Origin of the sequence: Acidicapsa acidisoli, from assembly GCF_025685625.1 — a bacterium.
Lineage (GTDB): Bacteria > Acidobacteriota > Terriglobia > Terriglobales > Acidobacteriaceae > Acidicapsa > Acidicapsa acidisoli.
Genome location: NZ_JAGSYI010000001.1, coordinates 2,512,265 through 2,531,057 on the forward strand (window position 1 = coordinate 2,512,265; position 18,793 = coordinate 2,531,057).

The following is an 18,793-nucleotide window of genomic DNA, read 5'->3' on the forward strand; positions in this document are numbered from 1 at the left end:
ATATCGCAATATGAACGTGTCTCCCCGGCTCTGTCAAGCGGGATTTTCCGGTTCGCCCTCCCCCCGCCGGGGTGTGTCCGCGATCGGCCGGAGTTGACAATGACGGCTGAAGCTTATTTTTGCCTTGACATGCAAAAGTATCAGACCTATAGTTCGTGAAACATTATTGAAACGCTTGAATATCAATGTTGAGGGGGAATGCCGTATGAAAAAGTTGCTGATTACCCTAATTGCGAAGAGCTTCCTCGGTGTTGTGATTCTGATTCTAAGTACCGGATTGAGTGCTTTTGGCCAGGCAGGCAGAGGCGGTATCAATGGTTTGGTGACGGACCCTTCTGGAGCGGTCGTTTCAGGCGCGAAGGTTACCGCGCAGGATGCGGCGACCGGCGTCTCCAGTTCTACGGTTACCACTGCGGCAGGCCTGTATTCCTTTGTTTCGCTCACGCCCGGCTCCTATAACGTGACGGCCATCCAGAAGGGTTTTGAAACCGTCGTTCAGGACAACGTGACAGTCAACGTGGACGAGGTAAGCACCGTAAACATCGCCTTACGCGTTGGCAGCGTAAGCGAAGTCGTGACTGTGACGGGGACAACGGACCTTACCGAAACGAGCAATTCCACGGTGGGACAACTCATCGACTCGGCGACCATCGACCGCGTGCCGCTGCTGACGCGCGACGTCTACGACCTGGTGCAGTTGAGCGCTGGTGTCACACCAGCCAACGGCGCGCCTAATTCGTCGAGTTCCTTCGCTATCACGAACATATCGAGCGGACGGCCTGGAGTCGATGTTTCGTCCTATACGATCAATGGCGCCATCGTAGGCTCGGTCTATTACATGGCCGACGGCAGCCCGCTCGGTATCGCGGAAAACAACGCGGCTGCTATTATCCCTGCACTCGACATTCCTGAAGATGCCGTCGAAGAGGTTCGTGTCGAGACTCAAAATACACCCGCCTCCTACCTCAGCGGCGGAGCCGGCGTCATCAGCCTGGTCAGCAAGTCCGGTAGCAACGAATTTCATGGCGACGTCTTCGGAGTCTTCAGGCCCGATGTATTAGCAGCGAATGAGTATTTCAATAAGCAAAGCCAAATAGCAAACAGCCAGGCGAATACACCTCCCTCGTTCCATCGCTATCAGGAAGGTGGGTCCATTGGCGGCCCGATTCTGCATAAGAAGCTTTTCTTCTTTGGCGATTACGAGGCCACGCAACAGCAGCTTTACGACGGCTCCAATACTTTTACCGTGCCGACCACTGCGGAACGAACTGGCGATTTTTCCGCGGATAGCTTTACCATCTACGACCCGACCCAGCCGGACATTGCGACCGGGCCGAATGCCGGCACACGCCAGCCATTTGCGAATAACATAATTCCTAACCCAAACCCCACTGCGTTGAAATTTTTATCTGAGTACCCTAAGTGCAATTACCCCAGCCCGTCAACGTGCGACTCCAGTTCCGACGACACGGCATATAACTTCTTCAAGCCAGGCCTCGATCCGACAACAGCGCAGCGTTTCGACGTTCGCATCGACTGGGCCAAGAGCGAGAAGCAGCGTCTATTTGGCCGATTTTCCTTTGACCGGCTGTTCACCTCGACCTACAACGCCTTTGGCAACATGTGGGATCTGAACTATGCGCAGAACGTTACCAATGGGCGCAATATTCTTGTCGCTGACGACTATACACTGAACCCCACGACTGTTCTGCAATTGCGTTATTCTTTTACCCGGCATTATGAGAATCAGGGCGGAGACCCATCGCAGGTGGGCTTCGACATTACGTCGCTGGGCTTTCCATCTTCCCTGGCTGCTCAGGAGGCCTACAAGCTTCTGCCCTTCGTTGTCTTCAACGATGCAATCGGCGGAATCGGTGGCACAGCCGATTACAACACCCTCATCTATGCCAGCGAAAACAGCGACGCCAACGTCGCCGTCACGAAGGTTTTCGGAAAGCATGAGATCAGCACCGGCTTTGAATATCTGAAGCGACTTCTCAATGTAGGTCAGCCTCCGGCACCGTCCGGTTCCTATCTCTTCGATATCTCAGCGACCGATCAGTCCACGTCGAATGGTGGAGGCGGCAGCGACTTCGCCTCCATGCTTGTAGGAATGGGTACTGTCCCAGGCACGGAAAATACGGACTATCCTAACTTCACGAAAGATATCTTTGCCGCCGAATCCAGCCCTTACTATGCGGCCTTCGTCGAGGATAACTGGCATCCGACAAAGAACCTGAACATCACTGCCGGCTTACGTTGGGATATCTTTGGTGGGCGCACCGAGCGGCACAACCGGCTTGAATATTTCAACCCAACCATCGCTGGCGCAGCGGATGGGGTTTCATATAACGGCGCTGAAATATACGTAAACGGGGGCAACCGTTCTCCGTACAATGCCAACCTGACAAACTTCGGGCCGCGCCTGGGCTTCGCCTGGCAGGCCTCTGAACACTTTGTGGTGCGTGGCGGTGGCGGCTTCTACTACGGCCCGAGCACGCAGATGGTTGCGAGCGCCACATTCGACAGTGACGGATACACGTCCCAGACGGAGTGGAATTCTACCTGCTATAACGCCGACGGTAATACAGTCTTCAACGGCTCCTCAGCCTGCGCGGGTGCAGCGCCGGGCAGTTCTGCTCCCAGCACGACGGGCCTCTATTCTCTCAGCAATCCCTTTCCCAACGGCGTGGTTCCTCTGATCACTAACCCCACCGGGCTGGCTAACAACCTAGGCACGACGATCAACACGGTGTTGCATTCGCAGCGTACGCCCACCATTTATAACTTCAATTTTGGCTGGGAGTACGAGTTTCCGCATCAGATTGTGCTCAGCGCCGGCTATGTTGGCAGCCGCGGACTCTTCCTGCCATTTGCTACTGCCGATCTGAACCAGTTGGATCTGGGCACCATCGCCAGCAATCAGGCAGCGCTGGTCAATAACTCGGTCCCCAATCAATGGGCGGCGACCCAGCCCTCTACCAATGCCAACTACGGTTCATCCACCGTCCCGCTGTGGGTGTCTTTGCAGGAGTTTCCCCAATTTGGCAATGGCGGCTACGGTTCGGGCAACGGCGTGATTATTCATGGTTATCCCGGAGGCGACTCCGACTACAGCTCTTTGCAGACGAAAGTGCAAAAGAAGCTGAGCAGTCACGTGACCGCGCTGGTCAGCTTCACCTGGGCGAAGCTGATTACCGACGACGGCAATCCTCCGCTGGGCTTCGTCGGTTCTCACCTGGGCGCGGCTCAGGACTGGAAGAACCTGAATTTCGAACATGCGGTCAGTCCGCAGGATGTGAAGTATCAGTTCACAGGATCGGCTTCGTATGACCTGCCGATCGGCAAAGGCCGCGCGCTCAATCTCAATACTGCCGGGGACGCGATACTAGGCGGCTGGACAATCAATGGGATTGTGTATCTCAGCACAGGTGTTCCGATCGCCTCACCCACCGTTGGAACGTATCCTGGGGCGCCGCAGGGTATCTCCTTCTTCAATCAGCGACCTAACCTGACATGCGATCCTAATAAGAACGCTCCGCATACGGCTGCAACCTGGTTTAACCCGAACTGCTTCGCGTATCCGGCCAGCCCCTATGTGGCGGGGAATGCTCCGGCTTACCTTGCAAATGTCCGTACGATGGGGGCGAACAACGTCGATCTCTCGCTCTACAAGAATTTCTCTCTGGGAGAGAAGAGGGATATTCGCATTGAGATTTCCTCGTATAACATCGCCAACCGCGCGCAGCTCGGAATGCCGAATATACCCAGCATCTTTGCGGTCAACACGGAGGCTGGACAGGCTGCCGCCTTCGGCCAGATCAGCAACACCGTCAACACGCCGCGCCAGTTCCAGTTCGGGTCGCGCTTTACTTTCTAAAATATGACGGATCTCTGAGGATGGCGTGTCCATGAGTCAAGGAACGGGTACGCAAGTGACTACCGAATCAGACCTGGCGGGCGGCGTGGATCATGCGCAGCCAGGCCTGCGTCGGTCCCTGAAGCTGTGGCACCTGATCGTTTACGGCATCATCATCATTCAGCCGACGGCGCCGATGGGAATATACGGCGTTGTCAGCAATGTGGCGGGCGGCCATGTTGTGACGACGATTCTCATCGCTATGATCGCGATGCTCTTCACGGCCTTCAGTTATGGACGCATGGCGCGCGTCTATCCCAGCGCTGGCTCGGCTTACACGTATGTAGGCAAGGAACTGAATCCGCTGCTTGGCTATGTCGTCGGCTGGTCGATGTTGATGGACTATCTGTTGAACCCGATCATCTGCGCGATCTGGTGCAGCGCGGCGGCGCAGAACGTGATTCCGAGCGTTCCTTACGCGGCGTGGGCTGTGTCCTTTGTGGTCCTTTTTACGGTACTTAACCTGCGCGGGGTTAAGACCTCCGGGCGCATGAATGCGCTGCTGGCTATCGGCATGAGTATTGTGGTCGTCATCTTCCTCGCGGAGGCGATTCACTATATCGCGCTTGTCGTTCGGCCCGTTGCGGGACAGTGGCTGACGCCCTTCTATGATCCGGCAACATTTACAGCTTCCCGTGTGCTGCGCGGCACGTCGATCGCTGTGCTCACTTACATCGGCTTCGATGGGATCTCGACCATGTCAGAGGAGGTCGAGAATCCGCGACGCAATATCATGCTGGCCACGGTGATGACATGCCTGGTGATCGGCATTTTGTCCGCCATCGAGGTCTACGCCGCGCAACTGGTGTGGCCCGCGCACACGCCGTTTCCTGACTCGATGATCGATACGGCTTATGTTTTCGTCGCTCGACGCGTGGGGGGAGTCTTCCTCTTTCACTTGCTGAATGCGACTCTGCTGATCGCCAACATGGGCTCCGGCATGGCCGCGCAGTTTGGCGCGGCACGTCTGCTGTATGGGATGGGACGCGCGAATGCACTGCCAAGCCGAGTATTTGGCGCTATCGACGCACGCAATGGAATTCCTCGCAACAATGTGCTGATTGTCGGCGCTTGCATGCTGCTTGGGGTCTTCCTGATGACATACGAAAGCGGTGCTGAGCTGCTCAATTTCGGAGCCTTCATCGCCTTCATGGGCGTCAATGCGGCGGCGCTCGTTCACTACAAGTTCCGCTCCAGCGAACGGGTATTTCTCGCCGCAACTATGCCGATTCTCGGCTTTGTGGTGAGCGCGTTCATCTGGTTGAATCTCAATCACAGGGCGCAATTGCTGGGCGCGTCGTGGATCGTGATTGGGATTGCGCTGTACTACTTTATGCGGCGGGCGGGCGTGGGCCCCGACAAGCTTCTTGAGATGGACAGCGCGCTATGATTTTCCTCCAATTACGAATTCGCCGGTGTTTTGAGTTATGAGAGGAACAGGAGTAAGATTCGCGTCATCTCTCCGGTGCTTACGAGGCGACGGATGGTAGCTCGGCATACCAAATCGACGCATGTCACACTGGCCGACGTGGCGCGTGCGAGCGGGTTTTCTACCTCAACTGTCTCAATTGTTCTGAATGAAGCGCCGCTCTCGCGATATGTAGCGGCAAAGACGAAAGAACACATTCGCGAGAAGGCTGCCGAGATGGGCTACCATCCGGATGCGCTGGCGCGTTCGCTGAGCCGCCGCCGCAGCCAGACCATCGGCGTGCTGGTCTTCGATATCTCCGATCCTTTCTGCATGTCGTTGCTGCGCGGCATAGAACGCACGCTGTATCAAACGCCATTTCTGCCCATCATCATGGACGCCGACAATCGCCCGGAGCAGTTTAACCGGTATCTGGATATGCTGATAGGCCGCCGCGTGGAGGGCCTGATCCTGGTGGCGAACTGGCTCTTTGCGGAGATCGATGCGCTGTCCAAGATCGAAAAGAACCGCATTCCGATTACGGTCGTAGGCGGCGATCTGACGCGCCGGTCGATTCAGTCTGTGGTGGTGGACAACGAGGCCGGCGGCTATGCGGCGATTCAGCATCTCTATCGCTTGGGGCATCGAAAGATCGCCATTCTGCGAGGCCCGGAAGAATTAGATGACAGCACGTGTCGATGGCGGGGAATTGAGAAATTTACGGCGGAGGTTGATCTGCGGCTTGACCCGCGACTGACGCTTCAGCTTTCCGCATCAATGGACCCGAACTCCGGCTTTGAGGGTGGCTTGCGGCTCACTTCGCAACTTATCGGAACGAAACTCGATTTTTCCGCGATCGTCGCTTTCGACGATCTCACGGCGCTTGGTTCCATACGCGCGCTTTCACTCGCTGGCCGCCGTGTTCCGGACGATTGCTCAGTAATCGGGTTCGATGATGTGCCTCACGCGGCTTTGTGTACTCCGGCGATTACCACAATTCGTCAGCCTATGCTCGATATGGGGAGCATGGCTGCCAATCTTGTGCTGGAAGAGATTGCCGCGCCCAAGCCTGCGCTCTCTCATACAAGACTGCTTCATCAGTTGCAGCCTGAGGTGGTCGAACGCGATTCCACTCGCAGGCTGGTGCGACGCAGTACCATGAAGAAAGCGCTGGCGGCCAGTTCCTGAGGCGAGGAGCATTGCTTTGCGCTGCGGATTGAATTCTCAACTTTACGTAGGGGTAAGATGAGCCAGTTTGATGTGGCACTCGTCGGAGAGTTCAATCTCGACGTTGTTCTTTACGGGTTACCGGAGTCTCTGCCGCCTGAGCACGAACTGCTGGCGAGTGATATGGCGTTGCTGCTCGGCGGTTCCACTGCGATTACCGCGAACAATCTGGCGAGGCTCGGAAATCGGGTCGGGTTGATCGCGCCGAAGGCAGAGGATATGTTCGCCGGATACTGCGTCGCCGAACTGGAAGACGCCCGGGTTGACTTGTCGCGTACTGTCGCCGCGCCGCATGGTATTAGAACGGGAGTGTCCGTCCACCTTCAGCATGAGAACTTTCGCAGATCGCTGACATATACAGGCAGCACGGCGTGTCTGCGCTTTGACGATCTCGACCTTGCATACCTTTGCAGTGCCCGGCACTTTCATCTGGCGTCGCTTTATCTTCAACAGGGCCTGATTGACGATGTTCCGAGGCTGCTTGCTTTGCTGAAAGAGGCGGGATTGTCAACTTCTCTCGATACGAATGACGACCCAACCGGCGCGTTTGCGGGCACAATCTCCGAAACGCTGAAGTATGTCGATATTTTCATGCCTAATGAAAGGGAAGCCATGGCGCTGTCCGGCGAAGCGTCGTTCGAGCGCGCCGTCGCTCGATTGTCGAGTCTCGTGCCTGTGGTGGTGATCAAGCGTGGAGAGCGCGGCGCTTTAGTCGTCGATCGCGGTCGGAGAATCGAGCAGCCTGCCGTGTCCGTTCAGCCGGTCGATGCTGTGGGTGCGGGGGATAGCTTCAACGCAGGATTCCTGCATGGCTACCTCCAAGGCTGGGTGACGGAGGAATGCCTGCGCATGGGAAATCTGGCTGGAGCCTACTCCACAACACAGATTGGCGGCACTTCGGCATTTCGCGATCAACGGGCGATGGGAGCGTTCTTTCAAGGGAATGCTCCGGATCTTTACCGCGTCGCATGATACGCATAGTCTCTTTTTTTCAGGTGACCACGCGCGGCCAGCACTACTGCTCAGCCATCTGAGTTGAGGAAACGAAACTCTTCACATGCGCGAATTCAGGTCGCGTGGACTGCGCGCCATTATCGGTCGACTTTAGCAGCGCTGCGTAATACTGTTGCGCCTTGGCCTTGTCTCCCATCGCCTCCGCTGCGAGACCGGCATGGTAGAGCCCGTTGAGCCGGTTGGGGCTCAGCTTGAGCGCTGTCTCATATTCTATGAGCGCCTTTTGCGGCTGATGCAACTCGAGGAGCATGTCTGCCAGCATCTCGCGCGCCGGAATATCGACCTCGCCCTGACCAACCTTGTCTTGCAGGTCAGCGGCGATTCGCATATGTTCAAGCGCTCCGTCCTGCTTGCCCTCCGCAAAGTGAACCCAACCCAGAATCTCTTCCCGCTCGATTTTTACATCGGTTCCTTCGGTCAGATAGGCATTCTTGCCCTTCCTGATCTCGTCCATAAGTGCGTCGTAGCGGTCCAGATCGGCTAGAGCCTCGTTTGGCTCGCGCAGATGGCCGTGTGCGATGCTGCGCGCCCAGACAGTCAGCGTCGCAACATCTGGAGGCGATCCGGCTGGCGGTTCAAGCGCCGTTGCGGACTTCCAGTCCCGCATCTCGAGCGCGTAGAAGACTGCGTATTTGCTGCGATAGTACGGCACCATGCCGGTCATGCGATGACCCGGCATGGCAGGCATGGTAGCGAGCTGGTTCAGCAACGAATCGGTCTGATCCAGGACCCACCTGGCGCGCTCGTCCTGACCGCTCTGCATGTAGGCGTAGAGGAGAAAGTCGTAGGCATGTGGCTCGTCCATGATGCCGCTGCCGTATTTCGCCTGCGCGGCTTGCGCTGCGGCAACTGAACCCAGATTGGCTTTGATGTCCTGTGGCCACATGCCAAGGCGGGCATAGATGTGTCCGGGCATGTGGTAAGCATGGGCGCCGGATTGCGCTATCTCGCCGTAGTGGTCGGCCGCGACAAGTCCGTCCGCCGCCATCGCGGGATTGTCGCAGGCGTGAGTGATGTAGTGGTCAAGGCCGGGATTGTCAGGATATTTGGAGAAGAGCGGAGCCAGGATGGCCATAGCCTTGTGATTTGCGGTCAGGGTGGTGTCGTCCGGCGGCGTTGCCGCGAGCAGAGCGAGCGCGTAAAAGGCGCCGGCGTCGATATCACCGGGATATTGGGCGTAGAGCTTGCCCATTGCTTCCTCGTAGGTGTGAATTCGCTCTGGAAATTGCTGTTTACCGGGGCGATAGAAGTCGGTCAGGGCTGCGATGTAGGCACGCTCTCGCTGTGTATTCGCCGCCGGAGACTGGGCTTGCTGCATTTCAGCCCACCCTTTTGCATTCGCGGTCTCGTCCGGCCTACTCCATATCTGATGGAAGTAGCTCATTGCAGCACCCCAATGAGCCATGGCACAGCCTGGGTCAGACTTGGCGATTGCCTCGAACTGCCGCTGTGCCTCTTCATACCAGAAATCATGCAGAAGCGCGACGCCGCGATTGAAGGGCGTCAGCACATTGGGCGCACACGAAACAGAAAATGAGACAGTTCCCAGGCGTTCGATAGTGGTATCTCCCGTCTGGGCCGGGCGGTCCATCGCCATCTGGGCGGCGCAAGGCAGGGAGATAAGAGTGAGCAGGGACAACGCGAGTATCTTCATCGCGCTTGATTATAGGGCGATGCGGGTCGCCTTTGTTTGGTTTTTGTTCGTGAGGCGGATCTTAGGGTACGCCAACCTTGGACCTGGGCATAGGACTCCTGGAATCGAACCTAAATTGAGGTCGGAGACGTAAGAGAATGATTCGAAGAGCTTTATAGAAAGCGGGAAAAAGGCCTTGACTGCGTACCAACTAGTAGGTATGTTCATATCAAATGTTGGTGCGCGATGAGCCCGACGGAAATACGACACGAATCCAAAACCAAGATCCTCGACGCGGCCATGCACGTCATTCGCGCCAAGGGGTATTCCGCGACGCGTATCGAGGATATATGCGAAGCCGCAGGCGTGACCAAGGGAAGCTTCTTCCACCACTTCGACAGTAAGGAAGAGTTGGCCTTGGCTGCTGCCGACTACTGGATCGAAGGCACTGCCGCTCTGTTTCTTTCGGCACCCTATCACGCCCCCGCCGACCCGCTCGATCGCTTGCTGGCATACATCGACTTCCGCAAGTCTCTTTTGCAGGGTGATCTGCCCGACTTCACCTGCCTTGTCGGAACCATGGTGCAGGAGGTCTATGACACGCACCCTGCCATCCGCGACGCCTGCAATCGCAGTATCAGCGAGCATGCTGCGACGCTGGTTTCGGACATCGAAGAAGCCATGTGCCGGCGGGATATGCACCCGGACTGGACTGCGGAGAGCCTGGCGCTCTACACCCAGGTCACTCTTCAGGGCGCGTTCATTCTCGCGAAAGCGAAACACAGTCGCGAGGTCGCTGCTGCAAGCATCGACCATCTGCGGCGGTATCTGGAATTGTTATTCAGCCAATCCTCATCGGCAAAGGAGAACACAATATGCCAGGCACAATAACCAGGCTGTGCACCTCTCTGAATCTGGAAAACTGTGATTGCCGAGTGGACGTGTGTCGCTGAACCAGTGCTAATGGGGTAAAGACGAGTAGGGATGAAGGATCGGACTGCAGCCTTACTGGCTCACAATTCGCTTTTTCGCGTAGTACGCACGTAAGGATGTCAACCGTATACATCGAGTGGCATGCGGCTTCCTGTTCGAGTGGCTATGGACGATCATGGATTTCCGCAGGCAAATTGGAGAATGGCGGCGCGTCGGCTCTCAGCTGATGTGAGCCGTGCGCAATGACTTTTCTCCAGTGAATGCAAGAACGCAACCTCACATGCTTTCCCGGAGAACCCGATGAGTCGAAATGGATTTGCTGCACTTACCTCGTTAATCCTGCTCCTCAGTTCTGTCTGTGGTACCTCGCGACAGACGTGGGCACAGAGTGCCATGACTCAATACCCGAGCATGGCGCCGCTTGACCAATACTTGATCGCGGATCGGAATGCCGAGATAGCACTTGCGCGGAGCGCGGCGCCCACATCTATATCGCGCGATGCAACCGTTCTCGTCTTTGAGAAAAGCGGCTACCAGACAGTAGTCGAAGGGAAGAATGGGTTCACATGTCTGGTTGAACGCTCGTGGATGTCGCCATTTGATCGTCCCGAATTCTGGAATCCGAAAATGCGTGGGCCAATTTGTTATAACCCGGCCGCGGTGCGGACAATTCTTCCCTACACGTTGAATAGAACGAAGCTTGTATTAGCCGGATTATCCAAAGCACAGATGCGGGAAAGCATCACATCCGCGGTCGGGAAGAACGAACTCCCGATGCCTGAAGCGGGCGCTATGTCTTACATGATGTCGAAAGAAGGAAACCTCGGTGATTCCGTCGGACATTGGCACCCACACCTGATGTTTCATGTTCCCAAGACAGACGATGCAAGTTGGGGAGCAGACCTGACAGGCTCACCAGTGTTGTACGACAACGAACACCGCGACGTCCCAGAGCCGGAAACCATTTTCATGATACCCGTTGTCCATTGGTCAGACGGCACCGCTGCGTCACATCAGGAAATTGATTAAGTCCCCGGATATCTAGCCGCCGAGTGCAATGGCGGCATTGAATGTGAGGGACCGAACAGGAAACAGGAAATCATTTAGGAGGCAAGCAATGAACATCAATTCAATTACACATCATGAGGTTGGTTCATTCCAAAAGCACGGATTCAAAAAGCGAAACGAGATGTTGCGCCGCGTCATGGCTCCCAGCATTTTGAGCGTGTCTCTCATACTGGGGCTGACTCTTCTCACGTCGACGCCGCTTCTCCAACAGGAAGCTCACGCGCAAGGGATTACTACTGGAAGCATCTCAGGGACAGTGGCCGATAATTCGGGAGCTGTGATTGCCGGGGCCACCATCACTGCAACCGCGAAAGCTACGAATATCACTTTGACAACAACCTCTGGAGGTGATGGCAGCTTTTCTTTTAAGGACGTGCCGATCGGCATCTATGCGGTCGTCATCTCCGAAAGCGGCTTTGCGGGTCTTACGCTGAACAACATCGAGGTGGCATCCAGCCGCGAGCAGGCACTTGGGGTTCAAAAGCTAAGTCCTGGTGGCACGGAGGCAGTCGTCGAGGTTTCTGCTGCGCAAAATATTCTTGAGACTGCTCAGTCCCAGGTCACCACCACCTTTGACTCCGAGCAAGTCACGAACCTCCCAACCGCTGGCGGCTTCGATGAACTGGCCCTCCTTATTCCGGGCGTTGTCGACACGCATATGGACAACTTTTCTAATACGAATGGAGCCAACTTCTCCGTCAACGGCGAGCGCGGCCGCGCCAACAACTTCGAGATAGACGGCCAGGCCAACAACGACACCACGATCACCGGACCTCAGGTGTTCTTCGGTAACGACGAGGCTATCGCTGAAGTCCAGGTCATCACCAACAGTTTTAGCGCCCAGTATGGCCGTAACGCCGGTTCGGTGGTCAACTACATCACCAAGTCTGGCACCAACACCATACACGGGTCGGCAATCTATAAATATTCGGGCGATTTCACCAGCTCTCTCGCACAAGGCGTATCGAAGGGAGAGCAGTTCGGTTTCTGCGGTCCTGGACAAACTCCCGCAGCCGACGGCTGCGCTGCGGCCGTCGTGCCCCGCTATGTAGACAACTTTTATGGCGGAACTTTGGGAGGCCCAATTCTCAAAGGCAAGCTCTTCGCATTTGGCTCGACTTACTGGGATCAGGAGACCGAGTTTGGCGCTCTCGTCACTAGCAATGGCGAGCTCTTTCCGACGACGGCCGGCCTGACGCAGCTGGCCTCCGCCTATCCGGGCAATTCTTCCGTAGCAATTCTGCAACAACTAAACCCATACACAATCACAGTCGGCAATCCTCGTCAGATTGGACCAGTCACCTACGAGACTATTCCCGGCGCGGGCGCTGTCCCGTTTGCTCAATTCGGCCGTCAGGTGCCATTCCTCTCCTCGGACGAAGAAAATCTGGGCCGCATTGACTGGCAGGCCACTCCGAAGGATCGTATCTACCTCCGCTACTTCTACCAGTCGAATCCGACCGCGCCTGATGGTGCTACAGCCAACGGCGGCTACGTCAACGTCACCGGTGTGACTCACTCCGTCGGCGCCGACGAAACCCACACCTTTGGCCCACACTGGGTAGATCAACTTCGCTACAGCTTCCAACAAAGCACAATAGCATTCGAGGGCGGCGGTTTCCCTAACTGCACCATCACCTCATTCAACACCTGCCCGACCAATCTCAATTCACTTACCCTGCCTGACGGAAGTACCTTGTCCAGCCTGGGCCTTCCCAACGTCTTTCCCGACGGCCGCATCGTCAAAGTCGGTCAGGTGCAGAACAACGCCAACTGGACCGTCGGGCGTCACGCCATTACATTTGGCGGGGAATTCCTTTACGAGAATGCGCCGAACGTCTTCCTCCCCAACGTACAGGGCACATTCACCTACGACACTTTGACCGACTTCCTCGCAGGCGGCTGCCCCAACGGCGCGTGCAGCGTTTCCGTGACCGAAGGGAATCCAACTATTCCTTTCAAGGAGAATGACTTTGGCCTCTACTTCCAGGACGATTGGCAAGTGAGACCCGGCTTCACTCTCAATCTTGGCTTACGGTGGGAATTCTTTGGTCAGCCGATCAACTACTTTCATAGTCAGAGCGTAGCCGCGCAAACCGGGCCCAGTCCCTTCTGGAGCACCTCGCTTCCGCTCTCGGAAACCACAGTTCCGGCCATCGCCAACTACTACAAGAACTTCGAACCGCGCATCGGTTTCGCCTATAACCCTGCATTCAATAAGAGGCTGGTGATCCGAGGAGCGTATGCGATCAACGTAGACCCCGAGTATCAAAACATCGGTCTGAACGTCGCCGGCTCCGCACCTTCGGTCGCTTCCGGAGCGCTCACCTGCAACGCCGGCACCGCGAACTGCATCCCCACCGGAGGGGCTACCTTTCTCACCGTGCAACAGCAACTCGCTCCCCAGCTGCCAACTGGCGGCAACCCTGCCCTGGACAGCGTGACCACGGCTCCCACGAACTTCCGCAACCCCCTGGGTCAGACCTATACCCTGGGGCTGCAATACCAGCTGCACAACTCGGCTGTTTTTGAGGTTCGCTACGTCGGTAACCACACGGGTCGACAGTTTCAGTCAATCGACGCGAACCCGTATCTTGCGACCGTGGCCGCCGCATTCCCCAACAGAGTTAACCCGGCAAGCCTTTGCTCCGCCTCAGGAAGCACGCTCGGCGGGGCTGACGTGGGCTTCCTGAACTGCGGCCACACCACCGTCGATGAGGTTGAAAATACAGCCTTCTCTCAATATCAGTCCGTACAGACCAATCTCACCACGCGCACCTTTCACGGCATAACCGCCAACGTCGCCTACACCTGGAGTCATAACATCGACAACACCAGCGAGATCTACTCAACCGGCACAGGCGGAAACACAATCGCTTACGCCCAGAACCCTTTCAACACCGACGTGGGCGAGCGTGCCAACAGCGCTCTTGATTTTCCCAACTCCGCCAGCATAAGTTTCACTTACAAGCTGCCCGACTTCCACACTGGAAATAACCTGCTTAGCAGGCTGACCGATGGCTGGCAAGCCAACACCATCTGGATCTACAACAGTGGTCAGCCCTACACAGACTTTCAGGGCATATCCAACAGTTCGCCACAGATCAATCCAGATGATGTACGCACGTCTGAGTCCTATAGCGATATTCCTTTCGAAGAGAACTTTCTCGGAGTAGATGTCGCTCGTCCTATACTTTCTAATCCCAAAGCGCCCGTCGGCACCCTCGGGATTTATACGGACACCACGGTTACCCCCGCGACAGCAACCACTCCGGCCGTTTTCTCCACCCCTGTTCTTGAAGACTTCAAGACTGGAGCCCCTGTCTCCCCGTCGGATGTCCGATTTATCGCGAACAATCAACTCGCCGCCAATATCCTCAATAACCCGTACCCAGGCTCAACACGAAATATCCTCCGCGGCGACACCTTCAACAACGTCGACTTCAGCGTCTTCAAGAATACGAAGATCAGCGAGCGCGTCACCTTCCGCTTGGAGGTCGATGCCTACAACGTGCTCAACCGCGGATATTATGGAGCACCCGGCAACGCTCTGACCGACTATGCGGCTCCTACGTCGTACTTCAACAATTTCTATGAGAGCCAGGCCACCGGAGCTAGCCTCGTGACTCCCGGAACAGGGCTGCGCAACCTGCTCTTTGTAGGCAAGATCCTCTTTTGATAACACTCGGCCCAGCTAAGCCGAACATGTGGCGATGATCTGCAACAGACATGGTTGCTCAACAAAACCGGGGGCGCGCCAGCGCGCCCTGGCCGCTTTAAGCGGCTTACAAAAAGATGCTTTCGGCTCTGCTGGGGTAATCTCACGCGAGCGGAGTGCATGCGATGGCGGCGCGCGCTCAGGTCGGTGGGGGCTTTGCGCTTGAGGTGTGAACAAAAAGCCCTCTCCCCGGTTACCGGAGAGAGGGCTTCTTCCAGCCGGAACGCGATTTATTTATTTGTCGTCGTCATCGTCGTCTTTCGCGGGTGCAGCGTTGTTGAAGTCGCTCGCCGGACGCACCTTCTTCTCGCCGGGGAAGGGGCGCGTGTAGTTGGTGGCTTCGTACCAGATCATATGGTTGACGGTGTCCGGATCCTCTGAGTCAGGCTTGGAGTATTTGCCTGCGAAGGTCTCCGACTTCTTCTTCATCCAGCCAGCCCGCAGAGCCTTAACTGCGGGGCTCTCGATTGCGTTTGTGCGAGGCGTGACCGCGGCTATTGTGCCCGGGATGGGCTGAGTCGGTGTCTGGCTGACGCCCGTAGTCAGCGCGAGGCCGGCCGGCACGTGAGTCCAAGGCTTGAAGTTGTCCGCGGGCGGATCGTCCACGAAGGCTGTCCGCATCGGCGAGGCCCAGAGGTCGAACTGGTTCATCGGCTGCAGACCGAGAATTTGCTCGATCGTACGGGTCATGTTGACCTGCGTGTAGAAGGTGCTGTCGGTGACTCCGCCCTGCAGGGTATATGGGCTGAAGATATAGCCCGGACTGCGGTGACCGTCGACGTGGTCGACGCCGGTCTGCGCGTCGTCTTCCGTAACGAAGATCGCCGAGGAAGACCAGATGGAGCTGTGGCTGATGATGTCGACAAAGCGGCCAAGTGCCAGGTCGTTGTCGGCCTGCATGGCCTGCGCGGTCGGCGGGCCACCCGTGTGGTCGGAGCTGATCCACAGGATCTCCAACTGAGGCACCGTACCGGCTGTCACATCCTTGGCAAAGTCCTGCTCCCAGACATCGACGCGGAACTGGTCGGGAATGCCGAGGTCGAACTGCGGGTAGTTCTGGACCGTGTTGTTGATCAGGTTCGGGAGCGGAGAGTGCGATGCGACAGTGTTGTAGTTGTAGAGCTGCTTCTCCTTGCCAGACTCATAAGCCAAAGTGTCGTTGTAGAAGTCGATCCATTGTGGCTCGGTGGTCGACCCGGTCGGTGTCAGGAACGTGTTGTACTCGATGTACTCGCCAAAGTTCTTAAACGAGATGCCAGCCTTTGCGGCCTGGTCCCACAGGTGGCCCTTGGCCTGGTAGGCAATCGCATCGCCACCGTTGGAGGGGTAGTCTCGGAGCCAGTCTGGCGACTGGATGTCATCCGAATAGGGAGCCATGGCCTGGACGATCCAGTTGTGACCGTCTGCTGATTGGCGGCTCGGGTTGTAGTAGTTATCGAAGAGCGGGAAGCGTTGCACAAGCGCGTGCGCATTGGGCGTGATGCTGCCGTAAGTTCCGTTGTCGCCGAATACCGCCAGGGAGGCGTCGCCATTGCCGTGGGTCACATCGCCCAGAATCTGGTCATAGGTGCGGTTTTCACGAATGATCAGGAAGACGTGCTTGATCTTCGACGGATCGCCGATCTTCTCCGGGATTGCCAGCGGCTTGGCATGGCGATTGCCGCCCGCGGCCGAGAAGATATTGTCAGCCAGATCCCAGTGGTTGTTCTGATAGACCTGCTGCGTCATACCCAACAACGCATCGATTTTCGGTACGGGAACGATGCTGACGGTTCCAAGGTCCTGATGGGTGTTGAGGCCGGTGACACCAAATTCGGTTGCCGACGAATTTTGCGGAGAAATACCTGTGGTGCCGATGCCCTTGTCGTTGGCAACGAGCAGCGCGTTGTCCACGCTGTCCAGCACAACCGAACTCGGCGCATAGCCGACGGGGATCAGGCCCATGACGGGATTCGACGCGCCGTAAGTGAGGTTAACCACGGCGATCGCGTTGGCGTTGTAGAGGGCAACGTATGCGATCCAGTTCGGACCATCGACGGCGATCGAGTTAGGGCCAGCTCCATAGGCGGGGTTGCGTTGCCCGGGCACGCCGATGGGCAGCCCCAGGTTTATAGTGCGCTCCACTGTGTTGGTCGTCGTGTCGATGACCGAGAGGGTGTCGCTATAGGCGTTGGCGACCAACAGGCGGTTGCTGCCCCAGAAGGCCATGCCGGTTGGGTGCAGGCCGGTGTTGATGCTGCCGGTGACCTTAAACGAGTTCAGGTCGACCACGGAAAGAGTGCCGGTGGCCGTCGAGCCAGTTGGATACTGAGCAACGACCGGGGTGCCGTTGGAGTACCCCTGGAAGTCCTTCTCGGTAGCAATCCGACCGGCCTCGTTGGAGACGTAGGCGGTCTTGCCATCCTGCGAGATCACGACGCTGTGCGGCACGTTGCCGACGCGGATCTCCGTACCCTCGACTGGTGTCGCCTGGGTCAGGTCGATCTTGGTCAGCGTATTGTTATTGTCCAACACGACGTAGGCGGTCTTGGAATCCGACGAGATCGCGATGCCGGTAGGATAGGAAGTGGATGTACCATCCGAAACAAGCGAGACAGTCTGGCCACAGGGGATTTCAGAGCTGCCCGTGGTCCCCGGAGGGCTGTTGGGGAAGCATTGTACGGTGGTCAGATTACCATTGCTGTCGACGTCCATCGGAACGCTGACCTGGGCATGGTCTGAGAGCAAGCCCGTCGTCGCATTGACGCTTGCGATGGTAACGTGGCTGCTGTCCTGGCTGAACACCAGGTACTTGCCATCGGGCGTGTAGTGGATGCCGAGGTTGCTGCCGGTCGAGTCTTTTCCATTGAAGCTGTAGCTCTGCAGAACTTTGCCGGTCTGGGTGTTGAACACCTCGACGGCCCCGTTGCCATTGCTCGGCGACGTGCCCATGGTAAGGACGGCGGCGGTGTGATTGCCCTTGGGGTTGACCGCAACGGCCTTGGCACGGACCCGGATGCCGAGGTCGACCTGGGTACCGGCGGGGGTGATGATTGTGCCGTTGCTGACGACGTAAGTGCCGTTCGACTGCGGGCCGACTGTGTACGTCGGGAACGGCACGGACTGTGCAAACGCCGAAACGCTCAACCCTGCCGCCAGCAGGCCGATGAGCATCGGTTTGATTCCAGAATTTTCTCGGAACATGTCTAGTTCTCCTATTACGGTTTCTTCCATTACGCAACCCGGAATCGGCCATTCAACTTGAAGCCATTCCAGCAAATGGAAATTCATGTACTTTGGGGGAGACGACAGGCAGATCGAACCCATGACGCACCGCTTCTCATGATTGTGGAGAGTCATCGTCGACCGTTCGTTTACGCAAGTAGTTGATCCGCAGCGCGCACGTGGTGCTCACCCACGCTGCATTCCGTTTCCTGAAAGGACCCAGCTTGCCCTTCGACATGCCGGAATGTTGAGTCTTGGAACGAGAACAATGAGACAGGCTGATTCTTTCTTTCCGATTGCAGGACATGGCGCCGCGGCAAAGCAACGCCAACGGGCCAAGTCTAGGACCGCGAAAAGGACACCAGCATTACGTCAGAATTACAGTTTTGTCATTTCGTTACTGCAGCGTGAATGCGTCTGCGACAAGCGTGCCACGTTTGTGCTTCGCATCATTCGCTATTTCATTTGCTCTGGACGATACCTGCGTTCGAGAAATTGCTGGTCGCGCAAAGATGGGTATTTGATCGAACCTTAACTTCAGTGTCATCTGCGCATAACAACTCTGGATTACAAAATTGTCATCTGCTGAATTCGCGGCGTCCCTCGGTGATCGTGCTGGCGAGGACGTCATTGAGCGCGATCGATCGCCGTACAGCTGCAACGTTTGAA

At 56.7% G+C, this 18,793-nt stretch carries 9 protein-coding genes; 7 read left to right on the plus strand and 2 right to left on the minus strand.

Going from position 1 to position 18,793, the window contains the following annotated elements; all coding sequences use genetic code 11:
- The first annotated feature begins 205 nt into the window (after window positions 1-205).
- From OHL23_RS10030 to OHL23_RS10045, 4 genes are all read left to right on the plus strand, one after another.
- Window positions 206-3,880: a TonB-dependent receptor gene (locus OHL23_RS10030; RefSeq protein WP_263351645.1), complete on the plus strand. Its 3,675-nt coding sequence runs from the start codon at window positions 206-208 to the stop codon at window positions 3,878-3,880.
- A gap of 31 nt (window positions 3,881-3,911) precedes the next feature.
- Entirely contained in the window at window positions 3,912-5,309 is a 1,398-nt protein-coding gene (locus OHL23_RS10035; RefSeq protein WP_263351646.1) for an APC family permease, read from the plus strand.
- 93 nt (window positions 5,310-5,402) lie between these two features.
- A complete protein-coding gene (locus tag OHL23_RS10040) occupies window positions 5,403-6,515 on the plus strand; it encodes a LacI family DNA-binding transcriptional regulator (RefSeq protein ID WP_263351647.1) in 1,113 nt (370 codons plus the stop codon).
- A gap of 57 nt (window positions 6,516-6,572) precedes the next feature.
- A complete protein-coding gene (locus OHL23_RS10045) occupies window positions 6,573-7,526 on the plus strand; it encodes a carbohydrate kinase family protein (RefSeq protein WP_263351648.1) in 954 nt (317 codons plus the stop codon).
- Between the two features lie 43 nt (window positions 7,527-7,569).
- Here OHL23_RS10045 and OHL23_RS10050 read toward each other — a convergent pair whose 3' ends face one another.
- Window positions 7,570-9,222, minus strand: a complete 1,653-nt coding sequence (locus OHL23_RS10050; RefSeq protein ID WP_263351649.1) for a tetratricopeptide repeat protein — start codon at window positions 9,220-9,222, stop codon at window positions 7,570-7,572.
- 225 nt (window positions 9,223-9,447) lie between these two features.
- On the opposite strand from OHL23_RS10050, the gene OHL23_RS10055 reads away from it, so the two are divergent.
- From OHL23_RS10055 to OHL23_RS10065, 3 genes are all read left to right on the plus strand, one after another.
- The gene (locus OHL23_RS10055; RefSeq protein ID WP_263351650.1) at window positions 9,448-10,092 is read left to right on the plus strand and encodes a TetR/AcrR family transcriptional regulator; all 645 of its coding nucleotides are present in this window, start codon (window positions 9,448-9,450) and stop codon (window positions 10,090-10,092) included.
- Between the two features lie 453 nt (window positions 10,093-10,545).
- A complete protein-coding gene (locus tag OHL23_RS10060; protein ID WP_263351652.1) occupies window positions 10,546-11,163 on the plus strand; it encodes a hypothetical protein in 618 nt (205 codons plus the stop codon).
- An 88-nt stretch (window positions 11,164-11,251) separates the two neighbouring features.
- Window positions 11,252-14,881 carry a TonB-dependent receptor gene (locus OHL23_RS10065; RefSeq protein ID WP_263351654.1) on the plus strand — a complete coding sequence of 1,210 codons (3,630 nt, stop codon included), beginning with the start codon at window positions 11,252-11,254 and terminating at the stop codon, window positions 14,879-14,881.
- Between the two features lie 273 nt (window positions 14,882-15,154).
- Here OHL23_RS10065 and OHL23_RS10070 read toward each other — a convergent pair whose 3' ends face one another.
- Window positions 15,155-18,103, minus strand: a complete 2,949-nt coding sequence (locus tag OHL23_RS10070) for a bifunctional YncE family protein/alkaline phosphatase family protein (protein WP_263351655.1) — start codon at window positions 18,101-18,103, stop codon at window positions 15,155-15,157.
- Between the last annotated feature and the right edge of the window lie 690 nt (window positions 18,104-18,793).

Bases quoted from the DNA above. Each gene is read 5' to 3' on its own strand.
- OHL23_RS10030 (WP_263351645.1), top strand. From the start codon at position 206: ATGAAAAAGTTGCTGATTACCCTAATTGCGAAGAGCTTCCTCGGTGTT.
- OHL23_RS10035 (WP_263351646.1), top strand. From the start codon at position 3,912: ATGAGTCAAGGAACGGGTACGCAAGTGACTACCGAATCAGACCTGGCG.
- OHL23_RS10040 (WP_263351647.1), top strand. From the start codon at position 5,403: ATGGTAGCTCGGCATACCAAATCGACGCATGTCACACTGGCCGACGTG.
- OHL23_RS10045 (WP_263351648.1), top strand. From the start codon at position 6,573: ATGAGCCAGTTTGATGTGGCACTCGTCGGAGAGTTCAATCTCGACGTT.
- OHL23_RS10050 (WP_263351649.1), bottom strand. From the start codon at position 9,222: ATGAAGATACTCGCGTTGTCCCTGCTCACTCTTATCTCCCTGCCTTGC.
- OHL23_RS10055 (WP_263351650.1), top strand. From the start codon at position 9,448: ATGAGCCCGACGGAAATACGACACGAATCCAAAACCAAGATCCTCGAC.
- OHL23_RS10060 (WP_263351652.1), top strand. From the start codon at position 10,546: ATGGCGCCGCTTGACCAATACTTGATCGCGGATCGGAATGCCGAGATA.
- OHL23_RS10065 (WP_263351654.1), top strand. From the start codon at position 11,252: ATGAACATCAATTCAATTACACATCATGAGGTTGGTTCATTCCAAAAG.
- OHL23_RS10070 (WP_263351655.1), bottom strand. From the start codon at position 18,103: ATGTTCCGAGAAAATTCTGGAATCAAACCGATGCTCATCGGCCTGCTG.